At 65.3% G+C, this 23,190-nt stretch carries 19 protein-coding genes; 4 read left to right on the top strand and 15 right to left on the bottom strand.

Features of this window, described 5'->3' with window-relative positions; translation table 11 throughout:
• The first annotated feature begins 43 nt into the window (after positions 1 to 43).
• Entirely contained in the window at positions 44 to 445 is a 402-nt protein-coding gene (locus ACRVY7_RS12875) for a pyridoxamine 5'-phosphate oxidase family protein (protein ID WP_049697533.1), read from the top strand.
• Positions 446 to 472: 27 nt separating this feature from the next.
• Here ACRVY7_RS12875 and ACRVY7_RS12870 read toward each other — a convergent pair whose 3' ends face one another.
• Positions 473 to 1,633 (bottom strand): M24 family metallopeptidase, encoded by a 1,161-nt coding sequence (locus ACRVY7_RS12870; protein ID WP_049697385.1) that lies wholly within the window; start codon positions 1,631 to 1,633, stop codon positions 473 to 475.
• A gap of 13 nt (positions 1,634 to 1,646) precedes the next feature.
• Here ACRVY7_RS12870 and ACRVY7_RS12865 point away from each other — a divergent pair, with 13 nt between their 5' ends.
• Positions 1,647 to 2,612, top strand: a complete 966-nt coding sequence (locus tag ACRVY7_RS12865) for a 5'-3' exonuclease (protein WP_431817517.1) — start codon at positions 1,647 to 1,649, stop codon at positions 2,610 to 2,612.
• Here the strand turns inward: ACRVY7_RS12865 and ACRVY7_RS12860 are convergent, their stop codons facing one another.
• From ACRVY7_RS12860 to dop, 11 genes are all read right to left on the bottom strand, one after another.
• On the bottom strand, positions 2,613 to 3,500 hold the full coding sequence (locus tag ACRVY7_RS12860) for a DUF4333 domain-containing protein (RefSeq protein ID WP_431817310.1): 888 nt from the start codon (positions 3,498 to 3,500) through the stop codon (positions 2,613 to 2,615).
• Between the two features lie 201 nt (positions 3,501 to 3,701).
• Entirely contained in the window at positions 3,702 to 6,515 is a 2,814-nt protein-coding gene (locus tag ACRVY7_RS12855; protein WP_431817309.1) for a DEAD/DEAH box helicase, read from the bottom strand.
• A 21-nt stretch (positions 6,516 to 6,536) separates the two neighbouring features.
• On the bottom strand, positions 6,537 to 7,508 hold the full coding sequence (tatC, locus tag ACRVY7_RS12850; RefSeq protein ID WP_049697381.1) for a twin-arginine translocase subunit TatC: 972 nt from the start codon (positions 7,506 to 7,508) through the stop codon (positions 6,537 to 6,539).
• A gap of 20 nt (positions 7,509 to 7,528) precedes the next feature.
• Positions 7,529 to 7,801 carry a Sec-independent protein translocase subunit TatA gene (tatA, locus tag ACRVY7_RS12845; protein WP_049697380.1) on the bottom strand — a complete coding sequence of 91 codons (273 nt, stop codon included), beginning with the start codon at positions 7,799 to 7,801 and terminating at the stop codon, positions 7,529 to 7,531.
• A 46-nt stretch (positions 7,802 to 7,847) separates the two neighbouring features.
• Positions 7,848 to 8,813 carry a helix-turn-helix transcriptional regulator gene (locus ACRVY7_RS12840; RefSeq protein WP_431817308.1) on the bottom strand — a complete coding sequence of 322 codons (966 nt, stop codon included), beginning with the start codon at positions 8,811 to 8,813 and terminating at the stop codon, positions 7,848 to 7,850.
• On the bottom strand, positions 8,813 to 9,799 hold the full coding sequence (locus ACRVY7_RS12835; RefSeq protein WP_049697378.1) for a helix-turn-helix transcriptional regulator: 987 nt from the start codon (positions 9,797 to 9,799) through the stop codon (positions 8,813 to 8,815). The genes ACRVY7_RS12840 and ACRVY7_RS12835 overlap by 1 nt, the downstream gene beginning before the upstream one ends.
• A 16-nt stretch (positions 9,800 to 9,815) precedes the next feature.
• Positions 9,816 to 11,174 (bottom strand): Pup--protein ligase, encoded by a 1,359-nt coding sequence (gene pafA, locus ACRVY7_RS12830; protein WP_049697377.1) that lies wholly within the window; start codon positions 11,172 to 11,174, stop codon positions 9,816 to 9,818.
• Between the two features lie 44 nt (positions 11,175 to 11,218).
• The gene (gene prcA, locus ACRVY7_RS12825) at positions 11,219 to 12,019 is read right to left on the bottom strand and encodes a proteasome subunit alpha (protein WP_431817307.1); all 801 of its coding nucleotides are present in this window, start codon (positions 12,017 to 12,019) and stop codon (positions 11,219 to 11,221) included.
• Entirely contained in the window at positions 12,016 to 12,897 is an 882-nt protein-coding gene (gene prcB / locus ACRVY7_RS12820; RefSeq protein WP_049697375.1) for a proteasome subunit beta, read from the bottom strand. The genes prcA and prcB overlap by 4 nt, the downstream gene beginning before the upstream one ends.
• Complete coding sequence (locus ACRVY7_RS12815; RefSeq protein ID WP_005202935.1) at positions 12,894 to 13,085, bottom strand: ubiquitin-like protein Pup; 192 nt, start codon at positions 13,083 to 13,085, stop codon at positions 12,894 to 12,896. The genes prcB and ACRVY7_RS12815 overlap by 4 nt, the downstream gene beginning before the upstream one ends.
• Positions 13,086 to 13,293: 208 nt before the next feature.
• Positions 13,294 to 14,793 (bottom strand): depupylase/deamidase Dop, encoded by a 1,500-nt coding sequence (gene dop, locus ACRVY7_RS12810; protein WP_049697374.1) that lies wholly within the window; start codon positions 14,791 to 14,793, stop codon positions 13,294 to 13,296.
• A gap of 91 nt (positions 14,794 to 14,884) precedes the next feature.
• Between dop and glgP the strand changes: the two genes are divergently transcribed.
• On the top strand, positions 14,885 to 17,458 hold the full coding sequence (gene glgP, locus ACRVY7_RS12805) for an alpha-glucan family phosphorylase (protein ID WP_431817516.1): 2,574 nt from the start codon (positions 14,885 to 14,887) through the stop codon (positions 17,456 to 17,458).
• A gap of 105 nt (positions 17,459 to 17,563) precedes the next feature.
• On the opposite strand, the gene arc is transcribed toward glgP, so the two are convergent.
• On the bottom strand, positions 17,564 to 19,360 hold the full coding sequence (arc, locus tag ACRVY7_RS12800; protein WP_049697373.1) for a proteasome ATPase: 1,797 nt from the start codon (positions 19,358 to 19,360) through the stop codon (positions 17,564 to 17,566).
• A gap of 189 nt (positions 19,361 to 19,549) precedes the next feature.
• The gene (locus ACRVY7_RS12795) at positions 19,550 to 20,380 is read right to left on the bottom strand and encodes a tRNA (adenine-N1)-methyltransferase (protein WP_431817306.1); all 831 of its coding nucleotides are present in this window, start codon (positions 20,378 to 20,380) and stop codon (positions 19,550 to 19,552) included.
• A 119-nt stretch (positions 20,381 to 20,499) separates the two neighbouring features.
• Between ACRVY7_RS12795 and ACRVY7_RS12790 the strand changes: the two genes are divergently transcribed.
• Entirely contained in the window at positions 20,500 to 21,447 is a 948-nt protein-coding gene (locus tag ACRVY7_RS12790; RefSeq protein ID WP_431817515.1) for a RecB family exonuclease, read from the top strand.
• A gap of 39 nt (positions 21,448 to 21,486) precedes the next feature.
• On the opposite strand, the gene ACRVY7_RS12785 is transcribed toward ACRVY7_RS12790, so the two are convergent.
• Positions 21,487 to 23,010, bottom strand: a complete 1,524-nt coding sequence (locus ACRVY7_RS12785) for a PE-PPE domain-containing protein (protein ID WP_431817305.1) — start codon at positions 23,008 to 23,010, stop codon at positions 21,487 to 21,489.
• Positions 23,011 to 23,190: the final 180 nt, after the last annotated feature.

Here is a 23,190-nt window from a genome sequence, read left to right as displayed (position 1 = left end):
GCCAGCCGACAGCGGTGCCGTCGCGGTGACTATCGTTGGCACCATGCCGCGCACTCCGGAGAACATCGGTTCCGCTGCGCTCGACTTCCTCGGCGAGCGACACCTTGCGTCACTCGCGACGCTTCGACCCGACGGCACCCCGCACGTCGTTGCTGTCGGGTTCACCTACGACCCCGACAGTGGACTCGCTCGGGTGATCACCCGTGAGGGCAGCCAGAAGGTGCGCAATGCCGAGCGCGGCGGCTATGCCGCCGTGACCAACGTCGACGGTCCGCGGTGGCTGACGCTGGAGGGCCCCGCGACCGTTCATCGCGATCGCGACCGCGTTGCGGAGGCCGAACGGCGCTACGCCCAGCGATATCGGGAGCCGAAGCCGAATCCCGAGCGCGTCGTCATCGAGATCGACGTGCAGCGTGTACTCGGTTCGCACTCGCTGCTCGATTGATCGTCACCCGTCCCGCGGGGCCCGGGTCTACAGCACCCGCAATTCGTGCGGGCGCACATTGACCGGTTCGCATCCGTCGTCGGTCACGATGACGATGTCCTCGATCCGCGCGCCCCACTGCCCCGGGAAGTAGACGCCGGGTTCGATCGAGAACGCCATCCCGGCCTCGAGGACGAGGTCGTTGCCGCTGACGATGTAGGGCTCCTCGTGAACGGAGAGCCCGATGCCGTGGCCGGTGCGGTGAATGAAGTTCTCCCCGAACCCCGCGTCGACGAGTACTTCACGCGCTGCCGCGTCAACCTTCTCGGCGCTCACTCCTGGCCGCACCGCTGCGACCGCGGTCCGCTGGGCGAGCTCGAGCGCGGCGTACGCACGTGCCCTCTCGTCGGTCGGCTGGGCGAAACAGTACGTGCGGGTGGAATCGGAGTTGTAGCCCGGTTCGACCGGTCCGCCGATGTCGATCACGACGATGTCGTCGGGTTGGATCACCCGGTCGGACTGCTCATGGTGCGGATCGGCGCCGTTGGGACCCGACCCGACGATGATGAATTCGGGTTCCGTGTGTCCCTCCGCGACGATCGCCTCGGCGATGTCGGCGGCTACGTCGGCTTCCGTTCGTCCCGGACGCAGCCACTCGCCCATGCGTGCGTGCACCCGGTCGATCGCGGCGCCTGCGCGTCGGAGAGCGTCGACTTCGTTGCCGTCCTTGATCATTCGCATCTGACGAAGCACCGGCGTCGCAAGGGTCGGGGTGGCTCCCAGACGATCTGCGATCGGCACGAGATGGAGCGCCGGCATCGACTCGGAGACCGCGACGGCAGCGGGAGTCGGCAACCCGGCGACGGCAAGCGCGTGTGCGTCATCGCCGTCGACCCAGTCGACGACGTCGATGTCGAGTTCGCTGACCGCGGAGTCGCGCACGGAAGCGAGCTCGAGTCGAGCGATCACCAGTCGAGGGGTTCCGGATGCCGGGATCACCAGCGCCGTCAGACGCTCGAAGGTGTCGGCGCGAGAACCGGTGAGATAACGCAGGTCAGGTCCTGGGGAAACGATGAGGGCGTCGAGTCCGGCTTTGCCGGTCAGCACAGCGGCACGTGCGAGGCGACGGCGGTACACCTCGGCATCGAAACGCTCTTCTGCAGTGGCGGTCACGAGTCGAAGCCTACGCGGATGGCAGAGTTGAGACATGCCAGGATCCGTGATGTTGCTCGACGGCGCAAGCCTGTGGTTCCGCTCGTTTCACGCACTGCCCGAGAAGCTCACCGCCGCCGACGGACGGCCCGTGAACGCGGTCCGTGGATTCGTCGACACGATCGCTTCTCTGGTGTCCCAACACCATCCGACCCGCCTCGTCGTCTGCCTCGACCTCGATTGGCGTCCGGCGTTTCGTACTGACTTGCTGCCGTCGTACAAGGCCCATCGGGTGGCGCAGGAGGCGCCGCATTCCGGTGACGGAAGTCGAGACGAACCCGACATCGAAGAGGTTCCCGACACCCTCACGCCGCAGGTCGACATGATCCTCGACGTGCTGGCCGCCGCGGGACTGACGACATCGGGAGCAGCGGGATGCGAAGCCGACGACGTGATCGGCACACTCGCCGCGATCGAAGCCGACGACGCCGTGATCGTGGTCAGCGGCGACCGCGATCTGCTTCAGGTGGTGGCCGATGACCCGGTGCCGGTGCGCGTGCTCTACGTCGGACGCGGACTGGCGAAAGCCGAGCTGATGGGACCCGAGGAGGTTTCCGAGCGATACGGCGTGCCCGTCGACCGGGCCGGCACGGCCTACGCGGAGATGTCGATGCTGCGCGGAGACCCGTCGGATGGGCTGCCCGGCGTGTCAGGGATAGGCGACAAGACGGCCGCGAAGCTGATAACCGCCTACGGCGATCTCGACGCGCTCGAGGCCGCAGCCGACGACCCGTCGTCGACGCTCACTCCGCGCGTGCGGTCGGCACTGCGTGATTCGACGGACTACCTCCGTGCCGCACGGACAGTGGTGACGGTGCGCACCGATGCGCCCACGGTGGAGAGCATCGATGACGACCACCTGCCGTCGTCGCCCGCCGACCCCGAGCGACTCGCCGACCTGATCGACGAGCTGCGTATCGGTGCGTCTGTGGGCAGGCTCGCCGACGCGCTCGGGTGGGAGCTTGCGTCGCGCTGATCAGCTCGTCGGACGCGACACCTCGTACTTGCCGTCATCGTCGAGGATCGTGACCTTGACCTGTTGCTTCTGGCCTCCGACGGTGACCGAGCAGCTGAACGAATTACCCTTCTTCACGCTCTGACCCGACGGGCACGAGACGTTCGAGACGTCGCTCGCCTGGTAGTCCTTGGTCAGGACCTGCTTCACGCCGTCCTGAACCGCGTTCTGGTCGAGCGTCTTCGGTGCCCAGCCCGGCCATGCGAAGGCGGTGATGAGCAAGATCGCGGCGATCACGACCGCAGCGCCGACGCCGCCGAAAATGGCTGTGCGCTTACGGTTTGATGATCCCGACGTTGTTGACGCCGCCATCGACGAGAACGGATCGGCCTGCTGGCCGGGCTGCTGCGGCTGACCCTGACCGTAGTCTTGCTGACCCTGCTGCGGCTGTGCGTACTGTCCCGGCTGTCCGTACTGGGCTGGCTGGCCGTACTGGCCCTGCTGCTGCGGCTGACCGTACTGGGGTTGGGCGTACTGGGGCTGACCCGGCTGCGGCTGCCCGTACTGCCCCGGCTGTCCGTACTGCGCCGGTTGCCCGTATTGGGGCTGGCCGGGCTGCCCGTACTGGGGCTGCTGGCCGTACTGCGCCGGTTGCCCGTATTGGGGCTGGCCCGGCTGGCCATACTGCCCTGGTTGTCCGTATTGCGGCTGGCCCGGCTGCCCGTACTGGGGCTGCTGGCCGTACTGCGCCGGTTGCCCGTACTGGGGCTGGCCCGGCTGCCCGTACTGCGGTGGCTGACCATACTGAGGAGGTTGCGCCGAGCCTTGCCCCTGCTGATCGGCCTCGTGCGACTGGCCCCCGGGGGACGACTGGTCACCGGCGTTGTTGGGATCGTACGGATGACTCATGCGTCTCTCTCTCGATCGTCCCGGCGATGGTGCACCGGTGTGCAGTGTCGAACGGTCACGGTATCGCGGCGCGACGCGCGTCTCCCCCGCCGTCGTCGCCGACCGATATGCGAAGTGAAGGTTACCCCAGCGAATCGGACTCGTCGGTCAGGCGGTCGACGACTCCCGATCACGTCGAACCGCCCACGCACTCCTGCTACGTCAACCGAGTTCGGCAGCGACAACGCCGCGTCGGATCGCTCCGACCGCTGCGCGTGCCGAACGGGCGAGCGGAGCGTCGTCGCCTACACCGAGGCGGATCTGTTCCAGCAAATCAACGACCTGTCGGTTCCATCGAACGAAGTCGCCGGGTGAGAGCAGCGTGCCGCGCTCGCCCGCGGCGGCCAACGACTCCGTCAGCGACCGACCCGACGCCCACAACGACACAGCGACGGAGAACCCCGTGTCGGGTTCGCGTGTCGGCGACACCCCGTGACGCCGTTCGACGTCGGTGACCTGACCCCAGATGTCGAGGGTCTCGGCGATCGCGGTCCGCAGCTCGACGTTTCCCGGCATCGCGTCGGCACCTGCGTGACTGTCGCGGCGCGATTCGAACACCATCGCTGCGACAACCGCAGCGAGTTGCGGCGGTCCGAGTCTGTCCCAGATCCCGGCGCGAATGCACTCGGTCACGAGGAGATCGCTCTCGCTGTAGATCCGGCTCAGGAGCTGACCCGTGGGCGTGACCACCACCTCACCGCGATCACTCTCGACGTAACCGAGTTCGGTGAGCACGCCGACGATCCTGTCGAAGGTCACTCCGAGTGTTGATGTTCGCTCGCTGATCGAGCGCTCCGCCGACACGATGTCCCGAACAAGCCGGTTGCGTTGCTCGGCGAGCCGGAACAGGTCGTCGCCGTTGTCGAGCTGATGGGCGGGATGAGCCCGCAGTTGGTGGCGCATTCGGGCCAACTCGGTGTCGTCTGCCGCCAACGCCCGCTTCTTCTGGCGTCCCCGTGGCATCTCGATCCCTGTCGACCGCAGTGCCGATGCCAGATCGCGCCGACCGCGTCCGGTCCTGCGGTCGGGATTCTTGGGCAGCCGCATATGGCCGAGCACCTCGGGCGGATTCACGAAATCACGTGTACCCACGCGGCCGCACCAGGCGTCCTCGCTGAGTACCAGCGGCTTGGGATCTGCCGGTTGGCTCGCGGCCTCGAGCACGACGGCGAGTCCGCGGTGGCGCCCCGATGACACACCGATGACATGTCCGCGTTTGAGGCCGGCAAGGTCGGCGACCGTCGACTCCTGCGTGGCCACACGGCTGCGGAATTTGAGATCCCGCTCCCGTCTGCGGATCTCCTCACGCAGCGTCACGTAGCCGAGAAAACCTCGGTGCGAGTCCGACCCATCGTCCGCACCGTCGGACGGGTCGTCGTCGAGTGCGGTGATCGTCCCGGGCTCGATGCCGCGTTTGTCGGCGGCTCCGGCGAGCTCGACGTCGAGTTTGCGTAGTCGGCGGTACATGTCGTCGACCTTGCGGGATTGCCCGACGACGGAACGGTCGGCCTGGAACTGCGCAAACGACCTGTTGAGTAGCTCACGTGACCCCGCGAGTCCTCGACGACCGATCAGGTTGACCGCCATGTTGTATTCGGGCGCGAATGAGCTGCGCAGCGGGAACGTGCGGGCCCCCGCGAGGCCTGCGACCTGTTCAGGAACCAGCTCGGGCGTCCACACCACCACGGCGTGACCCTCGACGTCGATGCCCCTGCGCCCGGCGCGTCCGGTGAGCTGGGTGAACTCACCGGGAGTCAGATCGACGTGTGACTCTCCGTTGAACTTGACCAGGCGCTCGAGAACGACTGAGCGGGCGGGCATGTTGATACCCAGCGCGAGGGTTTCGGTGGCGAACACCATCCGCACGAGTCCTCGCACAAAGAGTTCTTCCACCGTGTGACGAAACGTCGGGAGGAGGCCCGCGTGATGGGCGGCGAACCCACGCCGCAAACCTGCCCGCCACTCGTCGACCCCGAGGACGTCGGCATCACCGGGCGCGATCTCGGTGAGGTGCCGGTCGATGACTTCGTCGACGGCACTCGACTCCTCGGGTGTCAGCAACGACAGTCCCGACCGAAGGCATTGGGCCAAGGCGGCGTCGCAACCCACGCGCGAGAAGATGAATCCGATTGCGGGGAGCAAGCCTTCGCGATCGAGGCGAGCGACGAGCTGCGGACGTGAGAGGGCGCCGGGCCCTCTACCGCGGGTCTGGCGCGGTCGTCCGCGACCGGAACGTCGATCGTGTCCGCGACCGCTGTCGCGGTCGTCTGCCAGGAGCATTCGGTGTCGGATATAGCGTTTGAGTTCGGGGTTGACCTGGGGCTTGCCGCCGTCGCGGTGGGGGTCGAACAGGTCGAACATGCGTGAGCCGACGAGCATGTGCTGCTGGAGAGGCACGGGTCGATGTTCGTCGACGATGACGGTGACCTCGCCTCGGACAGTCTGAATCCAGTCGCCGAATTCTTCGGCGTTGCTGACCGTCGCCGACAAGCTCACCACCCGCACCGAGGGATCGAGCCCGAGAATGACCTCCTCCCAGACCGCACCGCGAAAACGGTCGGCAAGGAAGTGCACCTCGTCCATCACCACATGCGAGAGTCCTTGTAGAGCAGGTGAATTCGCATAGATCATGTTGCGGACGACCTCGGTGGTCATCACCACGACCGGAGCGTCGGAGTTGATCGAGCTGTCGCCGGTGAGGAGCCCGACGTTCTGTCTGCCGTGAACGGCTACGAGATCGGCGTACTTCTGATTGCTCAGCGCCTTGATCGGAGTCGTGTAGAAACACTTCGTTGCGTCGGCCAATGCGAGATGCACCGCGAACTCGCCGACGATCGTCTTGCCTGCACCGGTCGGTGCACACACCAGCACGCCTTGACCGTCCTCGAGCGCGTGGCAGGCCAGCCGTTGGAAGTCGTCGAGCTCGAACGAGAGGCTCGCCGCGAAGCGGTCGAACTCCGTGTGGTCAGCAGACATCGGGCTCAGAACACATCGGGGTCAGAGGACATCGTCGAAGGTCGCGGCGTCGCGCACGGAGGTGCGGCCCTGCTCTGAGACCGGCGAGGGTGCTCCGACGGTCGATGGTTGCGGTCGCGGCGAGACGTCGGGCAGTGGGCTGGCCTGGTCGTCGGGAATCGACGCCCAGTCCGGTGTGTTCCGGTCGCGCCGTCGGTCGTTGAACCGCGAGAACTGGATCGCTACCTCGAGCAGGACAGTCAAAGCGAGGGCCAGGGCCAGCATGGTGAACGGATCCTGGCCCGGGGTCACGATGGCCGCGAACACGAACAGGGCAAAGATCAATCCGCGACGCCACGCCTTGAGGCGCTCGTACCGCAGCACGCCAACCGTGTTCAGTGCGACGATCAGCAACGGCAGCTCGAAACTCACGCCGAAGATGATGAGCAGATGGATCATGAATCCGAAGTACTGATCGCCCGCCAGCGCGGTCACCTGCACGTTGTTGCCGACGGTCAGCAGGAAGTGGAATGCCTTCGCAACGACGAGATACGCCAGCACAGCGCCTGCGATGAAGAGCACCGCGGCCGCCGACACGAACGAAATCGCGTACTTGCGTTCCTTCTCGAGCAGGCCGGGAGTGACGAACTGCCAGATCTGGTACAGCCACACCGGGCAGGCCAGCACTATGCCCGTGGTCAATGCCACCTTGAGGCGGAGCATGAACTGATCGAACGGCCCCGTCGCGAGCAGGCGGCAGGAGTCGTCCGCGGTCAGCGTCGCTCGTGACGATGCAGGCAGCGAGCAGTAGGGCTCACGGAGCAGGTCGCCGAGAGTAGGGAGACCGAATATCCCGTAGGAGTACCAGACGAAGCCGATGATCGTCGTGACGACGATCGCGGCCATCGAAATGAGCAGTCGGGTACGCAGCTCGAACAGATGCTCCACCAGCGGCATGGTGCCGTCGGGGTTGAGTTTGCGCTTGCGGTACCTCGGGTCGAATGGAATCCGCACTCAGGTGTCCCGGTGAGCGGCTACGCCGACTTCTTGGTGTGATCCGGGGTGGATGGCGCAGTGGTGCTCGCGTCCGACGACGGGAGCTCGCGCTGCGGTGTCGCTTCGTCGGGAGACGCGGTGGTCTTGGGAGGCGTCGAATCACCCTCGCGCTGCATCTCCTGTACCTCGCTCTTGAAGATCCGCAGCGACTGGCCGAGGCCACGCGCCGCGTCGGGAAGCTTCTTGGAGCCGAACAGCAGTAGCACTACCACCAGCACGATCAGCCAGTGCCACCACGACATTGCACCCATCAGGATTTACCTTCCGCTTGTCTTCATCGTCATCGTACCGCGCCATTCAGCGATAGCGCGCCCGAGCTTGCTGTGCGGCGCTGGTCACAGCGCCGTCGATCTCCCGATCATCGACGACGCGCACCGTCCCGCCGAACCCCAACAGAAATCGCGTCAACCACTCCGGTGAGCCGTACGCGAGTCGGCCCCTGATCGGTTCGTGGGTGTCGCGGTCTGCGACGACGTCGTCGAGCGGATCGATGCGGTAGTAGTCGAGAACCCAAGCCTGCTCCGGATCTATCGCGATGTCGACAGACCTGTGGTCAGGGTCATCGCCGAGAATCACCGACTGCTGCGTGCCCGCCACGGATGCCGGCGGCGCTGACGGCTCGTCGCGCAGCTGCGCGGCCTCGATTCGATCGAACCGGAACAGGCGCACGCCCTCGCTGCCGCGACACCAGGCCTCGAGGTAGGTGTTGGAGTTCAGCCCCTGCAGGCGTATCGGGTCGACGACCCGCTGACTGACCGAATCGCGCGTCGCCGAGTAGTAGGTGAGGTCGAGTGCCCGGCCTTGCGTGACCGCACGCCGCACCGTCGCGTAGGTCGGGTTCTTCTCGTCATCGTCGTCGACGGTGACCGTCGCGACGGCAGGAAGAGACTTGCCGACGGCTTGTTCGATCTTGGCGATCGCACGCCGCGCGGCCTGCTGGTCGAGGACCCCCGCCATGTCGACGAGCGCCTGTAGGGCAACCAACAGCACGCTCGCCTCGGCGCCGGTCAGTCGAAGGGGACGGTCCATTCCGGCCGTGAACCCGACATCGACGTACCCCTCGGAGAACTCGAGCTCGATGAGGTCGTCCGGGTAGTAACCCGGCAGTCCGCAGACGAAGAGCTGTTCGAGATCTTTGCGTAGTTGAGTGGGCGTGACCCCCAGATCGCGCGCGGCCTTCTCCATGGAGATACCGCCACGCGTCGAAAAATATGGGACAAGTGCCAGCAGTCGACTCAGGCGCTGCGATTGTGCTGTCGACATCAGGCGTTCACCCCGGCGATCCGATCGAGTCCCGTGATCACGAGGTCGCGTAGTTCGGCCGGTTCTCGGACGACGGCGTCGGGGCCGACGGCCAGAATCATGCGGGCCAGCGTGCTCAGCGACATGATCTCGATGACCAGGTCGTCGCCCTCCTCGCCGTCGAACGAGGCAGGGGTGCTCGACGTCGCGAGGCGTCGAAGCCCTGCCGCACGGTCGGTAGCCACCCAGACGCGAGCGGCGCGACCATCCGAACCGGTGGCTGCATCGACCGCGTCGGCGACGATCTGCTGCAGATCGGTGTGCTCCGGACGGTGCACCACCCCGGCCGGGCCGATGGCGGTGACGTCAGAAAGCCTGCTCAGTCGGAAGGTTCGTGTTGCCTCGCGACCACGGTCGTGGCCGACGACATACCAGCGACCTCGGTGCGTCACCACTCCCCACGGTTCGAGCGTGCGGCGCTCCCCCGACGACGTCGCGCCCGCGCGGTAGGTGAACGTGATGGCCTGGCCCGCGTCGATCGCTGCCAGTGTCGGTGTGAGCGACTGCTCACCCCCGAGGGACCTCTGTGACACCGCTGCGACACCGATCTCGTCGTCGGCACGCACGTCGATTCCCGCCGCCTGGAGTTTGAGGACGGCGGTCTGCGAGATGGTCGAGACGTCGGAGTTGTCCCAGAGTGCCGCGGCCATCGCGATCGCCGCGGCCTCCTGCTCGTCGAGCGTGATGTCGGGCAGCGAGTACGAGTCCGGGTCGATTCGGTACCCCTCGATCCCGCTCTCCGGAGAAGGGCCGGTGACCAGAGGCACGCCGAGGTCGCGCAGATCGTTCTTGTCACGCTCGAACATCCGATTGAACGCCTCGGCGGAACGCTCCTGGTCGTGGTAACCGGAGACGTTGCGGCGGATGTACTCGGCGGTGACGTATTGCTTGGTCGAGAGCAGACAGATCACCAGGTTGATCTGACGCTCGACTTTCGACGTAACCACGCCATGCAGCTTACGGCTACATGGATGCGATCAAGCGATCGACGCGCTCGTCGACGCTGCGGAACGGGTCCTTGCACAGCACCGTGCGCTGAGCTTGATCGTTGAGCTTGAGATGGACCCAGTCGACGGTGAAGTCGCGTCCCGCCTTCTGCGCGGCGGAGATGAAATCACCGCGCAACTTGGCTCTCGTCGTTTGCGGCGGTTCGTTGACGGCGGTCTTGATCGCCTCGTCCGTCGTCGCGCGCGTGACCAAACCCTTGCGTGAGAGGAGGTCGAAGACCCCTCGTCCGCGCTTGATGTCGTGATAGGCGAGGTCGAGTTGCGCGATCTTTGGGTCCGACAGCTCCATCGAGTACTTGTCCTGATAGCGCTGGAACAGTTTGCGCTTGATGACCCAGTCGATCTCGGTGTCTACCTTGGAGAAGTCGTCGGCCTCGACGGCGTCGAGCATGCGACCCCACAGGTCGACGACCATGTCCATCTCGGGGTCCGGCGCGCGATTGACCAGATGCTCGACCGCACGTGCGTGGTACTCGCGCTGGATCTCCAGTGCGGTGGCCTGCCGTCCGCCAGCGAGACGGACCGGGCGCGTGCCGGTCGTGTCATGGCTGACCTCGCGAATCGCCCGGATCGGGTTGTCGAGGGCGAAGTCGCGGAAAGCGACCCCTGCCTCGATCATCTCGAGCACGAGTGCCGCGGAGCCGACCTTGAGCAGGGTGGTCATCTCCGACATGTTGGAGTCGCCGACGATGACGTGGAGTCGGCGGTACTTCTCGGCGTCGGCGTGGGGCTCGTCGCGCGTATTGATGATCGGACGCGACCGCGTCGTCGCCGACGACACGCCCTCCCAGATGTGCTCGGCACGCTGCGAGAGGCAGAAGGTTGCCGCCTTGGGCGTCGCCAGCACCTTGCCCGCACCGCAGATAAGCTGACGGGTGACGAGGAACGGCAGCAGCACATCGGAGATGCGCGAGAACTCCCCTGCTCGAACGACGAGATAGTTCTCGTGGCAGCCGTACGAGTTGCCCGCCGAGTCGGTGTTGTTCTTGAACAGGTAGATGTCGCCGCCGATACCTTCGTCGGCGAGCCGCTGTTCGGCGTCGACGAGGAGATCCTCGAGAACCAACTCACCGGCTCGATCGTGGTTGATGAGCTGGATGAGGCTGTCGCACTCCGCCGTTGCGTACTCGGGATGAGAACCCACATCGAGGTAGAGCCGTGCGCCATTCTGGAGGAACACATTCGAGGAGCGCCCCCACGACACGACCCGTCGGAACAGGTACCGCGCGACCTCGTCGGGACTCAGTCGGCGATGGCCGTGGAAGGTGCAGGTGACACCGAATTCCGTCTCGATGCCCATGATTCGACGTTGCACTCTTCAACCCTACCCGCGGAATCCTGCGTCGACCGGTTGCACGATCAGGACGCGCCCGAATCAGTTGAGGCATCGCCGCTCGGGTCGCCGTTGCCGTCCGACGCTGTCGATTCGGTCGGCTCCGCTGCCGCTGCGGGCAACAGGTCGGCCACCGCGGCAGCGGTCAACCGTCGGAACGCGCGCCTCGGACGATTGCGGTCGAGGATCGCTACCTCGAGATCGCCGGGGCTCAATTCGCGTGCCGCAGTTGGCGTTCCGTTCGACGCCTCGGTCGGAGTCGAGAGCGCATCCACCGCGATCTTCAGGGCGTCTGCGAGTTGAAGATCCGACTCGTAGCTGTCCTTGAGGGCAGCCGAGATGGCGTCGGTGGCGCCACCCATGACGATGAATCTGGTCTCGTCGGCGATCGAGCCGTCGTAGCTGATGCGGAACAACTGCGAGGGCTTCGGCTTTCCGAAGCGCGCCACCTCGGCGACACACAACTCGACCTCGTACGGCTTGGGCTGTTCGGTGAACACCGAACCCAGCGCGTTCGCGTACGTATTGGCCAACGAGAGCGCCGACACGTCGGCGCGGTCGTAGGAGTAACCACGCATGTCGGCGAGCTGGATACCCGCCTTGCGCAGACTCTCGAACTCGTTGTACTTGCCGACCGCGGCGAAGCCGATTCGATCGTAGATCTCGCTCGTCTTACGCAGGGTGTTCGACGGATTCTCCGCAACGAAGAGCACGCCGTCGGCGTAGGTCAGGATGACCACGCTGCGCCCGCGGGCGATTCCCTTGCGCGCGAGATCCGAGCGATCGCGCATGATCTGCTCGGCACTTGCGTAATACGGGAAGGTCATCGCGGCGCCTCCTCATGCTCTGCGGCTCGACGCTCGATGATCGCCCGAGCTGCCGCCTCGATGTCGGCGGGTGGAACCTCTTGTGCGCCTTCGGCACTCACGACGACGGCGGTCGGGAAGATCTTGCGGACGATGTCGGGGCCGCCGGTCGCCGAATCGTCGTCGGCCGCGTCATAGAGCGATTCGACGGCGATTGCGAGCGCCGAGTCGGCGTCGAGATCGGAACGGTAGAGCTTCTTCAACGACGATTTCGCGAATACCGACCCGGAGCCGATCGCCTGATACCCGCCGAACTCCTCATGCCGGTCACCCGCGACGTCGAAGGAGAAGATGCGGCCTCGTTCGGTTGGGCTGTCGTGGTCGATGTCGTAGCCGACGAGCAGCGGGATCGCTGCCAGGCCCTGCATCGCCGCACCGAGGTTGCCGCGCACCATCGAGGCGAGTCTGCTGACCTTGCCGTCGAGAGTGAGTGGGACACCCTCGATCTTCTCGTAGTGCTCGAGTTCGACAGTGAACAGCCGGACCATCTCGATGGCGATACCCGCGGTGCCCGCGATGCCGGCAGCCGAGTACTCATCTGTGACATACACCTTCTGCACATCGCGAGTCGCGATGAGGTTGCCCATCGTCGCGCGTCGGTCGCCCGCGAGCACCACACCGCCGGGAAAGCTCACGGCCACGATCGTGGTGCCGTGCGGGATTTCCGAGGTGTCGGTGGCCGAGGTGAAGGTGCCCATGCGTTCAGCCCTCGCCTGTGGCAACTGGTCGGGTGCGTTGACCCGCAGAAAGTCGGTGAACGACGAGATGTCGGCACCGAACGTGGGGTGGGAACTTCTGGTGGGACCGGACGGGGACAGTGAACCGAATCTCTCGCTCACTGGCCGCCCTTCTGCACGTACGCGCGCACGAAGTCTTCGGCATTCTCTTCGAGCACGTCATCGATCTCGTCGAGGAGGTCGTCGGTGTCCTCGGCGAGCTTCTCGCGTCGTTCCTGGCCGGCACTGCCGTCGGAGCCGAGTTCGCCGTCGTCTCCACCGCCGCCGCGAGTGGTCTGTTCCTGCGCCATGTGCACTCCCTCGTTTCTGCCGAGGCTCCGCCTCGACGATGCCTGCACCCGTGGTCACCGCTCTTCGCCGTCGGCGACGAGGAGTACTTCACCCGCCCGTCGCTTCCTGCTGCATCGCGGTGCGGCGCAGACACTTCCAGCTCGTATATCCACACTACCTGTGACGTGTGCGAAAGGGCGGTTGAAACCAAGACGCGTCGAGAACCGATCAGGTGGTGAGTTGATCGACCAGCTCGGATGCCGAGTGCACGGAGTCGAGGAGTTTGCCGACGTGTGCCCTGCTTCCGCGCAGGGGTTCCAGTGTCGGAATCCGTACCAGCGAATCGCCGCCGAGGTCGAAGATCACCGAGTCCCAGCTCGCTGCGGCGACGTCGGCGCCGAAGCGGCGCAGGCATTCGCCACGGAAGTACGCCCGGGTGTTCTCCGGAGGTTCGGTGATCGCGCGCGTCACATCGGCCTCGTCGACGAGTCGCTTCATCGAGCCGCGCGCCACCAGACGGTTGTAGAGGCCCTTGTCGAGTCGGACGTCGGAGTACTGCAGGTCGATCAATTGCAGTCGCGGCGCCGACCAACCGAGCCCCTCACGCTGGCGGAACCCTTCCAGGATGCGGAGCTTCGCGGGCCAGTCGAGGATGTCTGCGCATTCCATCGGGTCGCGCTCGAGGCGATCGAGAACGTCAGCCCAGGTGCGCAACACGTCCATCGCACGGGCGTCGTCGGAGTTCTCGCGCTCGTGGAACTTCGTGCATCGCTCGAGATACTCGCGCTGAAGTGCGAGCGCGGTGAGTTCGCGGCCGTCGGTCAACGCAACCGTCGCCTGCAGCGTCGGGTCATGGCTGATCGCGTGCACCGCCGACACCGGGCGCGCGAGTTCGATATCGGAGAAGTCGACACCGGCCTCGATCAGGTCGAGCACCAACGACGTCGTGCCGACCTTGAGATACGTCGCGGTTTCGGCGAGATTCGCGTCGCCGATGATCACGTGGAGTCTGCGGTACCGCTCGGGATCGGCGTGCGGTTCGTCGCGGGTGTTGATGATCCCGCGCTTGAGCGTCGTCTCGAGTCCGACCTCGACCTCGATGTAGTCCGACCGCTGCGAGAGCTGGTAGCCGGCTTCGTCGCCGGATTGCCCGATGCCGACACGACCCGCGCCGGTGATGACCTGACGCGATGCGAAGAAGGTCGTGAGACCGCCGATGACTGCGGTGAACGGCGTGTCGCGGTTCATCAGGTAGTTCTCGTGGGTGCCGTACGACGCACCCTTTCCGTCGATGTTGTTCTTGTACAACTGCAGGCGAGGTGCGCCGGGCACACTCGCGACGTGGCGCGCCGCCGCTTCCATCACCCGCTCGCCCGCCTTGTCCCAGATCACGGCATCGAGCGGGTCGGTGACCTCGGGTGCCGAATACTCGGGATGGGCATGGTCGACGTAGAGACGCGCCCCGTTGGTGAGGATCATGTTCGCGGCACCGATCTCGTCGGCGTCGATGATGGGGGCCGGTCCGGTGCCGCGCCCGAGATCGAAACCTCGCGCATCGCGCAGCGGCGATTCGACCTCGTAGTCCCAGCGCGTCCGCTTGGCGCGCGGCACCCCTGCTGCTGCGGCGTACGCGAGCACTGCCTGTGTCGACGTCATGATCGGATTCGCGGTCGGGTCGCCTGGCGCGGAGATCCCGTATTCAACCTCGGTGCCGATGATTCGCTGCATGGTATTGAGACTAGATGTCGGTCGGATGAAAGGTCGGACCCACCACCGCGCATCGGTCGCACCGGCGACGCTCGTGTGGGACCTTCTACACGTGAAAGCATTCCGCCGGTTCACCGTTCGGGTTCCGTTGCCCACTCCCCTGTCCGATCTCGCCGTTCTCGCCCACAATCTCCGATGGGTCTGGCACGCACCGACCCAGGACCTGTTCGCCACCGTCGACCCCGAGCGGTGGGAAGCGACGGGCGATCCACTGCGGTTGCTCGCGGAGGTATCGCCGGAGCGACTCGCAGAGTTGTCGACCGACTCCGACTTTCTCGCGCGACTCACCGCGCTACGTGCTGACCTCGACGAATACTGCACGTCGCCCCAGTGGTACGGCGACCGGGCGGACTCGGGAGACCCCATGCCCGAGGGCATCGCCTACTTCTCCATGGAGTTCGGCATCTCCGAGGTGCTGCCGATCTACTCCGGCGGTCTCGGCATCCTCGCAGGCGACCACCTCAAGGCGGCGTCGGATCTCGGTCTGCCCTTGATCGGCGTCGGACTCTTCTATCGGTGCGGCTACTTCCGGCAGAGTCTGTCCCACGACGGCTGGCAGATCGAGCGGTATCCGGTCAACGATCCGGGCGCGTTACCGCTGACGCTGCTGACCGATGCCGCGGAGAAGCCGGTGATCATCGAGATCTCGATGCCCGGCGGGCGCACGCTGCATGCACAGGTGTGGGTTGCCACCGTCGGTCGAATCCCGTTGCTGCTCCTCGATTCCGACATCGCTGCCAACGACGACGAGCTGCGCGGCATCACCGACCGCCTCTACGGCGGCGATCAGGATCACCGCATCAAGCAGGAGATCCTGCTCGGCATCGGAGGGGTGCGAGCCCTGCGTGAGTACGTCCGTCTCGCAGAACGCGCACAGCCCACCGTCTTTCACATGAACGAGGGCCATGCCGGGTTCCTCGGCGTCGAGCGGGTCCGCGAGCTCGTCGACTCCGCTGGGCTCGACTTCGATTCCGCGGAGTCCGTGGTCCGAGCGTCGACGATCTTCACGACGCACACACCCGTCCCCGCCGGAATTGACCGCTTCCCCGACGACCTCGTGCGCTTCTACCTCGATCCGGGGCCCGACGGCACGTCGCATCTGTTGCCGGGGCTGTCGGCGAGCACGGTTCTCGAACTCGGCGACGAGTCGAATCCGGGTGTGTTCAACATGGCGCACATGGGTTTTCGCCTCGGGCAGCGATCCAACGGGGTGTCGCAACTGCACGGCGCGGTCAGTCGCGAGATGTTCTCCGACCTGTGGCCCGGATTCGACGCCGACGAGGTGCCGATCGGTGCGGTCACCAACGGCGTGCACGGCCCGACGTGGGTTGCGCGCAGATGGCAGGACGTCAGTGGGGGCAACGAGGAGGCGGCGCCCGCGGTCTACGAGGCGTTGCCCGCCGCAGACCTCTGGGCGATCCGCTCGGAGTTGCGGGCAGGTCTCGTCGACGAGGTGCGTCGTCGTGCCTATGCGAGTGGCCGCGACCGCGACTTCACCGACGCCGAACTCGGTTGGACCGCAGACCTTTTCGACCCCGACTCGTTGACCATCGGCTTCGCGCGACGGGCGGCCACCTACAAGCGACTGACGCTGATGCTGCGTGACCCCGACCGGATGCGCCGGATCCTCACCGATCCGGAGCGGCCGGTGCAGCTCGTCGTCGCCGGCAAGGCGCATCCGGCCGACGACGGCGGCAAGGCGCTCATCCAGCAGATCGTGAAGTTCACCGAGGATCCCGAACTGCGCGACCGCATCGTCTTCCTCCCCGACTACGACATCTCGATGGCGCGACACATCTACGCGGGCTGCGACGTGTGGCTCAACAATCCGGTACGCCCCATGGAGGCGTGCGGAACGTCGGGGATGAAGTCGGCGCTCAACGGTGGGCTGAACCTGTCGATTCTCGACGGGTGGTGGGACGAGATGGCCGACGGCGAGAACGGCTGGGCGATTCCGTCGGCCGAAGGCGTCAACGACGAGAATCGTCGCGACGACCTCGAGGCCGAGGCGTTGTACTCGCTGCTCGAGGAGACCGTCGTGCCGCTGTACTACTCACGCGAGGACGGCGTGCCGACGCGGTGGGTGGAGATGGTCCGCCACACCCTCGCCGTGCTCGGTCCCAAGGTGCTCGCATCGCGCATGGTCCGCGACTACACCCTCGAACTCTATGTGCCGGCAGGGATTTCGTACCAACAGGCGTGCGCGGACGGGTACGCGTTGGCCACCTCGCTGGCTTCGTACCGTTCGACGCTGGCGTCGTCATGGAAGTCGGTGGCGATCGCCGGTATCGACGAGTCGACGACTCCAGACGACGAGCTCGACCTCACTGCGCACGTCTCACTCGGCGAACTCGCGCCGGACGAGGTGACCGTGCAGGCCGTGCTCGGTCGGGTGACCGACGACGGCGACATCTACGACGCGGTGCACTCGCCGATGGAACCGGTGCCCGGGACCGACGCATCCGGCCGGACTCGTTACCAAGCAGCCGTCGCACCGTATCGATCCGGGGTGCTCGGCTACACCGCGCGTGTGCTGCCGCGGCATCCGCTGCTCACCGACGACGCCGAACTGGGCTTGGTGCGCTACCCGGCGTCGGCAGGCGAGCCGCCCGCGATGCCCTCGTAACCCGAATACACCTGGGCCAGACACATCGCGCCACACACAACTGCGGCCGACCCGTAACGGGTCGGCCGCAGTTGTCTGTATTGAAGACCTGCAGGAACCGAAGATCTACAGGTACTGACCGGTGTTGGTCTCGGTGTCGATGGCACGGCTTGCGCCGGAGCTCTTACCGGTGACCAGCGTGCGGATGTAGACGATCCGCTCGCCCTTCTTGCCCGAGATACGCGCCCAGTCATCCGGGTTGGTGGTGTTGGGCAGATCCTCGTTCTCGGCGAACTCGTCGAGGATCGAATCGAAGAGGTGCTGCACCCGCAGACCGGGGGCGCCGGTCTCCAACTGCGACTTGATCGCGTACTTCTTCGCACGATCGACGACGTTTTGGATCATCGCGCCGGAGTTGAAGTCCTTGAAGTACATGATCTCCTTGTCGCCGTTGGCGTAGGTGACCTCCAAGAACCGGTTCTCGTCGCTCTCGGCGTACATCCGCTCGACGACCTTTTCGATCATCGCGTTGACGCATGCGGTGCGGTCGCCGCCGAACTCGTTGAGATCGTCTGCGTGCACCGGAAGCTGCTCGACGAGGTACTTCGAGAAGATGTCGATAGCCGACTCGGCGTCCGGACGCTCGATCTTGATCTTCACGTCGAGACGTCCCGGGCGCAGGATCGCCGGGTCGATCATGTCTTCACGGTTGGACGCGCCGATCACGATGACGTTCTCGAGGCCCTCGACACCGTCGATCTCGCTGAGCAACTGCGGCACGACGGTGGTCTCGACGTCGGACGAGACGCCTGATCCGCGGGTGCGGAAGATCGAGTCCATCTCGTCGAAGAAGACGATGACGGGCGTGCCCTCCGATGCCTTCTCACGTGCGCGCTGGAAGATCAGCCGGATGTGTCGCTCGGTCTCGCCGACGAACTTGTTGAGGAGCTCCGGACCCTTGATGTTCAGGAAGTACGACTTGGCTTCCTTGGCATCGTCGCCACGCGCGGTCGCGATTTTCTTGGCAAGCGAGTTGGCGACGGCCTTCGCGATGAGCGTCTTACCGCAACCGGGAGGTCCGTAGAGCAGCACACCCTTCGGCGGACGCAACGAGTAGTCGCGGAACAGGTCCTTGTGCAGGAACGGGAGTTCGACGGCGTCGCGGATCTGCTCGATCTGCCGACCGAGACCACCGATGTCCTCGTAACCGACGTCCGGCACTTCTTCGAGGACGAGATCCTCGACCTCGGCCTTGGGCACCCGCTCGAATGCGAAGCCGGCCTTGGTGTCGATCAGCAGCGAATCGCCGGGGCGTAGCTTGCGACGCTTGCCGTCCTCACCGTCGACATCGCCGAGTAGCGGTTCGGCGAGCCACACGACTCGTTCCTCATCGGCATGGCCGACGACCAGTGCGCGTTGGCCGTCGCCGAGAACCTCGCGCAGCGTGCTGATCTCGCCGACCGAGTCGAATTCGCACGCCTCGACGATGGTCAGTGCCTCGTTGAGGCGCAGGGTTTGACCCTTGCTCAGCGAGTCGAGGTCGATGTTGGGCGAGCACGTCAGCCGCATCTTGCGGCCCGACGTGAAGACGTCGACGGTCTGATCGGGGTAGATCTCGAGGAGCACGCCGTACCCACTCGGTGGTTGCCCGAGACGGTCGACCTCTTCGCGGAGGGCAACGAGTTGCTGTCGCGCTTCCTTGAGGGTTTCCAGGAGCTTGGCGTTGCGTGTCGTCAGATTGTCGACGCGCTCCTGGAGGTCCGAGGCATCCGCTGGACGCCCGAAGGAAGGGCGGCCGGCTTCTGCGTGCAGCGGGGGCGTGTAAGCAGGAGTGAATTGGTCCCCGGACGAATTGAGATCATGGCTTGCGGTCTCGTCTGCCACATTCTCACCGGAGGCTTCATGGCGATCAGATTCGGTCATTGCTGACTCCTCTCCCCGGCGACTACCCCAGTGGGTTGCGCCGTAACACCACGCTACCGGGAGGCGGCAAATATCGCCGCGCACCGCGCGATACGTGGTGTTGACGGCGTGTTAAATGTGAGTCTTCGCAACGTATTCGCGGTGTTTCTTCGGCGAAGCCGCGCTTTGTTCATACCCTCTGAGCTGAACTCATCCCTTTGTCGGTCGACGCTGGGGACGCAGGGTTGTGACTCCGTCCGCCAGGCGTCGTGCGGTGATGAGAAAGGCCGTGTGTCCTTGCATTTTGTGTTCGGGTCGCACGGCGAGGCCAACGGCACTCCAGTCACGGACGAGCGATTCCCACGCGTGCGGCTCGGTCCAGCATTCCTGCTCACGGAGCGCTTCGACGACCCGCGACAGCTGGGTGACCGTTGCCACATACACAGTCAAAACCCCGCCTGGTTTCAATACCGTTCGGACGACGTCGAGTGTTTCCCACGGCGCAAGCATGTCGAGGATGATGCGGTCGAATCGCTCATTGGTGTCGACCTCCATGAGGTCGGCGACAGTCAACGACCAATTGTCGGGCGCCCCGCCGAAGAAAGTCTCGACATTGCGGCGTGCGTAATCGGCATGATCCTCACGGATCTCGTACGACACGACTTCGCCTTCTGCCCCGACGGCCCGCAGCAACGAACATGTCAGGGCGCCGGATCCGGCGCCGGCCTCGAGAACTCGAGCACCCGGGAAGATGTCGCCTTCGCTGACGATCTGCGCGGAATCCTTGGGGTAGATGACCTGAGCTCCGCGCGGCATCGACAGGACGAAATCGACGAGCAGCGGCCGCAGAGCGAGGTACTCGGTGCCGCTGGTGGCCTTGACGATGCTGCCTTCGGGCGATCCGATCAGATCGTCGTGCGAGATGGCGCCACGGTGGGTGTGGAACTGTTTACCGGACTCGAGATTGACCGTGAACTTACGGCCCTTGGCGTCGGTGAGCTGGACTCTATCGCCCACGACGAACACGCCACTCGACGCCATGTGTGTTTCCTCTCGAGACTGCTGTGACGCATGTGACCGTTGGGAAAGATCCGAGGTCAGGGTGCGCATGTCGGGCGGCAGCAATGTCACTGCCGCGACCTACCCTGCCAAATGTGAGCATGACTGCGTACTCCGGGTCCTCCGCCGACCCCATCGTCCGGAACGACGGAACGGCCGACGATCCTGCGACGTCTTCGGCCAAGGCGCCCGCGACATCCTCATCGTCGAGTCCGGAGACGAGTGGGCGGGGACATGGGCGTGGACTCGTCGGACGGCCGCTTGCCCTGTCGCCGTCGAGGGCCGCTGATTTCAAGCAATGCCCGTTGCTCTACCGCTATCGGGCAATCGACAGGTTCCCGGAGACGCCGACGCAGGCGCAGACGCGTGGCACGGTCGTCCATGCGGCGCTGGAGAATCTGTTCGATCTGCCCGCCGAGCTCCGAACCCGCGAATCTGCCGAGTTCCTCGTCGAGGGTGCGTGGGCGGCGATGTGCGAAGCCGACCCCTCATTGGGCGCCATACTCGACGGCGACGACGACAAGTTCGTCGAAAAAGCCATCAAGCTGATCGGCAACTACTACCGCCTCGAGAATCCCACCGCGTTCACACCCGAGTCCGTCGAAGAACACGTGGAGATCGAAAGCGACGATGTCCTGATGCGTGGCTTCATAGACAGAATCGACGTGGCGCCTACCGGCGAGATCCGCATCGTCGACTACAAAACGGGCCGCGCACCAGGTGAGGGGTATGAAGCCAAAGCGCTGTTCCAGATGAAGTTCTATGCGCTGGCGATCCTGCGGATCAGGGGTGTGGTTCCCCACCGCCTCCAACTGATGTATCTCTCCGACGGCCAGGTGCTCAGCTACACACCCGACCGTGACGAGCTCGAACGGTTCGGTCGTACGCTCTCGGCCATCTGGCAGGCGATCCGCGAAGCGGTCGCCTCCGGAGACTTCCGGCCTCGACGATCAGCCCTGTGCCGGATGTGCGAACACAAGTCTCGGTGTCCCGAGTTCGGTGGCGAGATCCCCGAGTACCCCGGTCCCCCGCCCGGATTCGTCGCCTGATCGCGCGACTGTCAGTCCTTCTCGTCCGAATCCTGTTGCCTAAGCGGCATTCTCGGTGTTCTCGGCTGCATGCCGACCCTGCCCGGTCACCGCGTGCCTGCCGCCTTCCGACGCCGCCCCGTCCTTTGCCGCCCCGTCTTCAGCCGCATCCGGCCGTGTCTGCGCCGCGTGCCGAGGTCCATCTGACTGCGTCGGCGGAGCCGCCGGTGACTGGGGTCCTGCTGGTGCTTGGGGTCCTGCTGGTGATTGCGACGCCGGGTCGGTGATCTGCGGGGAACCGACCGTCGGGGCCGCCGGGGACGTGGTCGGAAGCGTTGGAGGCGTTGTTGCCTGCTCGGGCGCGCGGTGGCGGCCGCGTGTCGACGGCTGGACCGCGTCGAGCTGTTGCTCGCCAACGGACTCCTCGGTATCCGACGACAGCGTCGCGGGTACCGGCGTCTCGGTGTTCTCGGCGGCGGCGCGCGACGCCGAGCTCGGCAGATCTGTCGGTGCCATGCGGGCCGCAGCGGTCGGGTCGACGACGTCGACGGCCGCGTTCTGCACGCCCGGAGCCTGGAGCGGATAGAACGCGTTGTTGACGCTATCCCAGCGGGCAACGTCATCGTCGTCGACGGCGATGCCGAGCCGACTATTGACCAGCACAGCAAGCGCTGTCAGCGGATGGTGTTTCGGTGTGTAGACGAGGTAGGTGGTGTTGCCGTCGGCGCTGCGCAGGACCGTCGGCTCCTGGCTGTAATCGATGAGGTTGCCGTAGTTCTGTTCGCCTAGCCCGGTGTGGATCGTGATGAATCCCGCTGCGTTGACCAGGAGCGAGCTCACCGGTCGAGACGAGGCCCATTGGAAATTGGCGACGGGATCACCCACCACGATCACCGACGTCACGGGCAGGTCGCCGGTTGCCTCCGGGTCGCGCGCCCCGTTGGACTCGGCACCGAACATCTCCATCAGTCCGGCCACTGCCGCGTGGTCGGCGGCCCAGGCCTTCAGCCCCCACGGGCTGCGCGGGTCCGAGATGAGAACGATGTGGGACCGCTCGACATCGATCGACGGGCCGTCTTCATTGGCGGCGACAGCCTGCTCGGCAGCGTTGCCGAGGGCTTCGGCACCTTGGGAGTAGCCCGTGTAGACGACGAAGGGGTTCGCACCCTGCTGCGTCGCGAAAGCTCGCATGGCCGCGAGGTTCTTCGTGATCGCCACATCTCGTGATTGGTCGTAGGTCGGGGCGAAGATCGGCAGCGCGGCGTCGGAGCGTCCGCCGATGATCGGCCCGATCGACTCGGGGTAGTCGATGATGTATGTCGGTTTGTCCCCGGTTCGAAAGCCCCTGAGGCGCGGGTAAAGGGTGCCGTCATCGGTACCAGGGGTCATGACGATCAGCACATCGCCGTTGTGCGCTCCGATCGCCGTACTCAACCAGTCCGGACCGGTGCCGTCGTCGGGCTCGGACGGACGAAAGACTCCGGAGGCGGCGAGGCCGTCGACGGTGTGTTGAGTTGCTTCCGCGGACGGTACGCCGGCGTGTGCCGTTGTCGACGAGAGGGCCAGAGGAACAACAGTTCCCACACATAGCGCACAACCGACGGCAGCACTGCCGACCGATTTCCGGAGTCGGTACACGGGCAACCTCATGTGTCAGTGCCGCTGCAGATGAGGCGGCAGGGATGTTCGTGACCGAATATTGCGATCTCAATGGTCAAAATAACTGTCGCGAACATACCCGAGTGTGGTCGTTTGACCACACTG

Source organism: Gordonia jacobaea (genome assembly GCF_965344965.1).
Taxonomy (GTDB): Bacteria; Actinomycetota; Actinomycetes; order Mycobacteriales; family Mycobacteriaceae; genus Gordonia; species Gordonia jacobaea.
This window is presented reverse-complemented; position numbering and strand designations above follow the sequence as displayed.

Bases quoted from the DNA above. Each gene is read 5' to 3' on its own strand.
- ACRVY7_RS12840 (WP_431817308.1), bottom strand. From the start codon at position 8,813: ATGTCGACAGCACAATCGCAGCGCCTGAGTCGACTGCTGGCACTTGTC.
- ACRVY7_RS12795 (WP_431817306.1), bottom strand. From the start codon at position 20,380: ATGGCGTCGAGTGGCGTGTTCGTCGTGGGCGATAGAGTCCAGCTCACC.
- ACRVY7_RS12875 (WP_049697533.1), top strand. From the start codon at position 44: ATGCCGCGCACTCCGGAGAACATCGGTTCCGCTGCGCTCGACTTCCTC.
- dop (WP_049697374.1), bottom strand. From the start codon at position 14,793: ATGCAGCGAATCATCGGCACCGAGGTTGAATACGGGATCTCCGCGCCA.
- ACRVY7_RS12790 (WP_431817515.1), top strand. From the start codon at position 20,500: ATGACTGCGTACTCCGGGTCCTCCGCCGACCCCATCGTCCGGAACGAC.
- arc (WP_049697373.1), bottom strand. From the start codon at position 19,360: ATGACCGAATCTGATCGCCATGAAGCCTCCGGTGAGAATGTGGCAGAC.
- ACRVY7_RS12815 (WP_005202935.1), bottom strand. From the start codon at position 13,085: ATGGCGCAGGAACAGACCACTCGCGGCGGCGGTGGAGACGACGGCGAA.
- tatA (WP_049697380.1), bottom strand. From the start codon at position 7,801: ATGGGTGCAATGTCGTGGTGGCACTGGCTGATCGTGCTGGTGGTAGTG.
- ACRVY7_RS12855 (WP_431817309.1), bottom strand. From the start codon at position 6,515: ATGTCTGCTGACCACACGGAGTTCGACCGCTTCGCGGCGAGCCTCTCG.
- ACRVY7_RS12860 (WP_431817310.1), bottom strand. From the start codon at position 3,500: ATGAGTCATCCGTACGATCCCAACAACGCCGGTGACCAGTCGTCCCCC.
- ACRVY7_RS12865 (WP_431817517.1), top strand. From the start codon at position 1,647: ATGTTGCTCGACGGCGCAAGCCTGTGGTTCCGCTCGTTTCACGCACTG.
- ACRVY7_RS12870 (WP_049697385.1), bottom strand. From the start codon at position 1,633: ATGTCTCAACTCTGCCATCCGCGTAGGCTTCGACTCGTGACCGCCACT.
- prcA (WP_431817307.1), bottom strand. From the start codon at position 12,019: ATGACCTTCCCGTATTACGCAAGTGCCGAGCAGATCATGCGCGATCGC.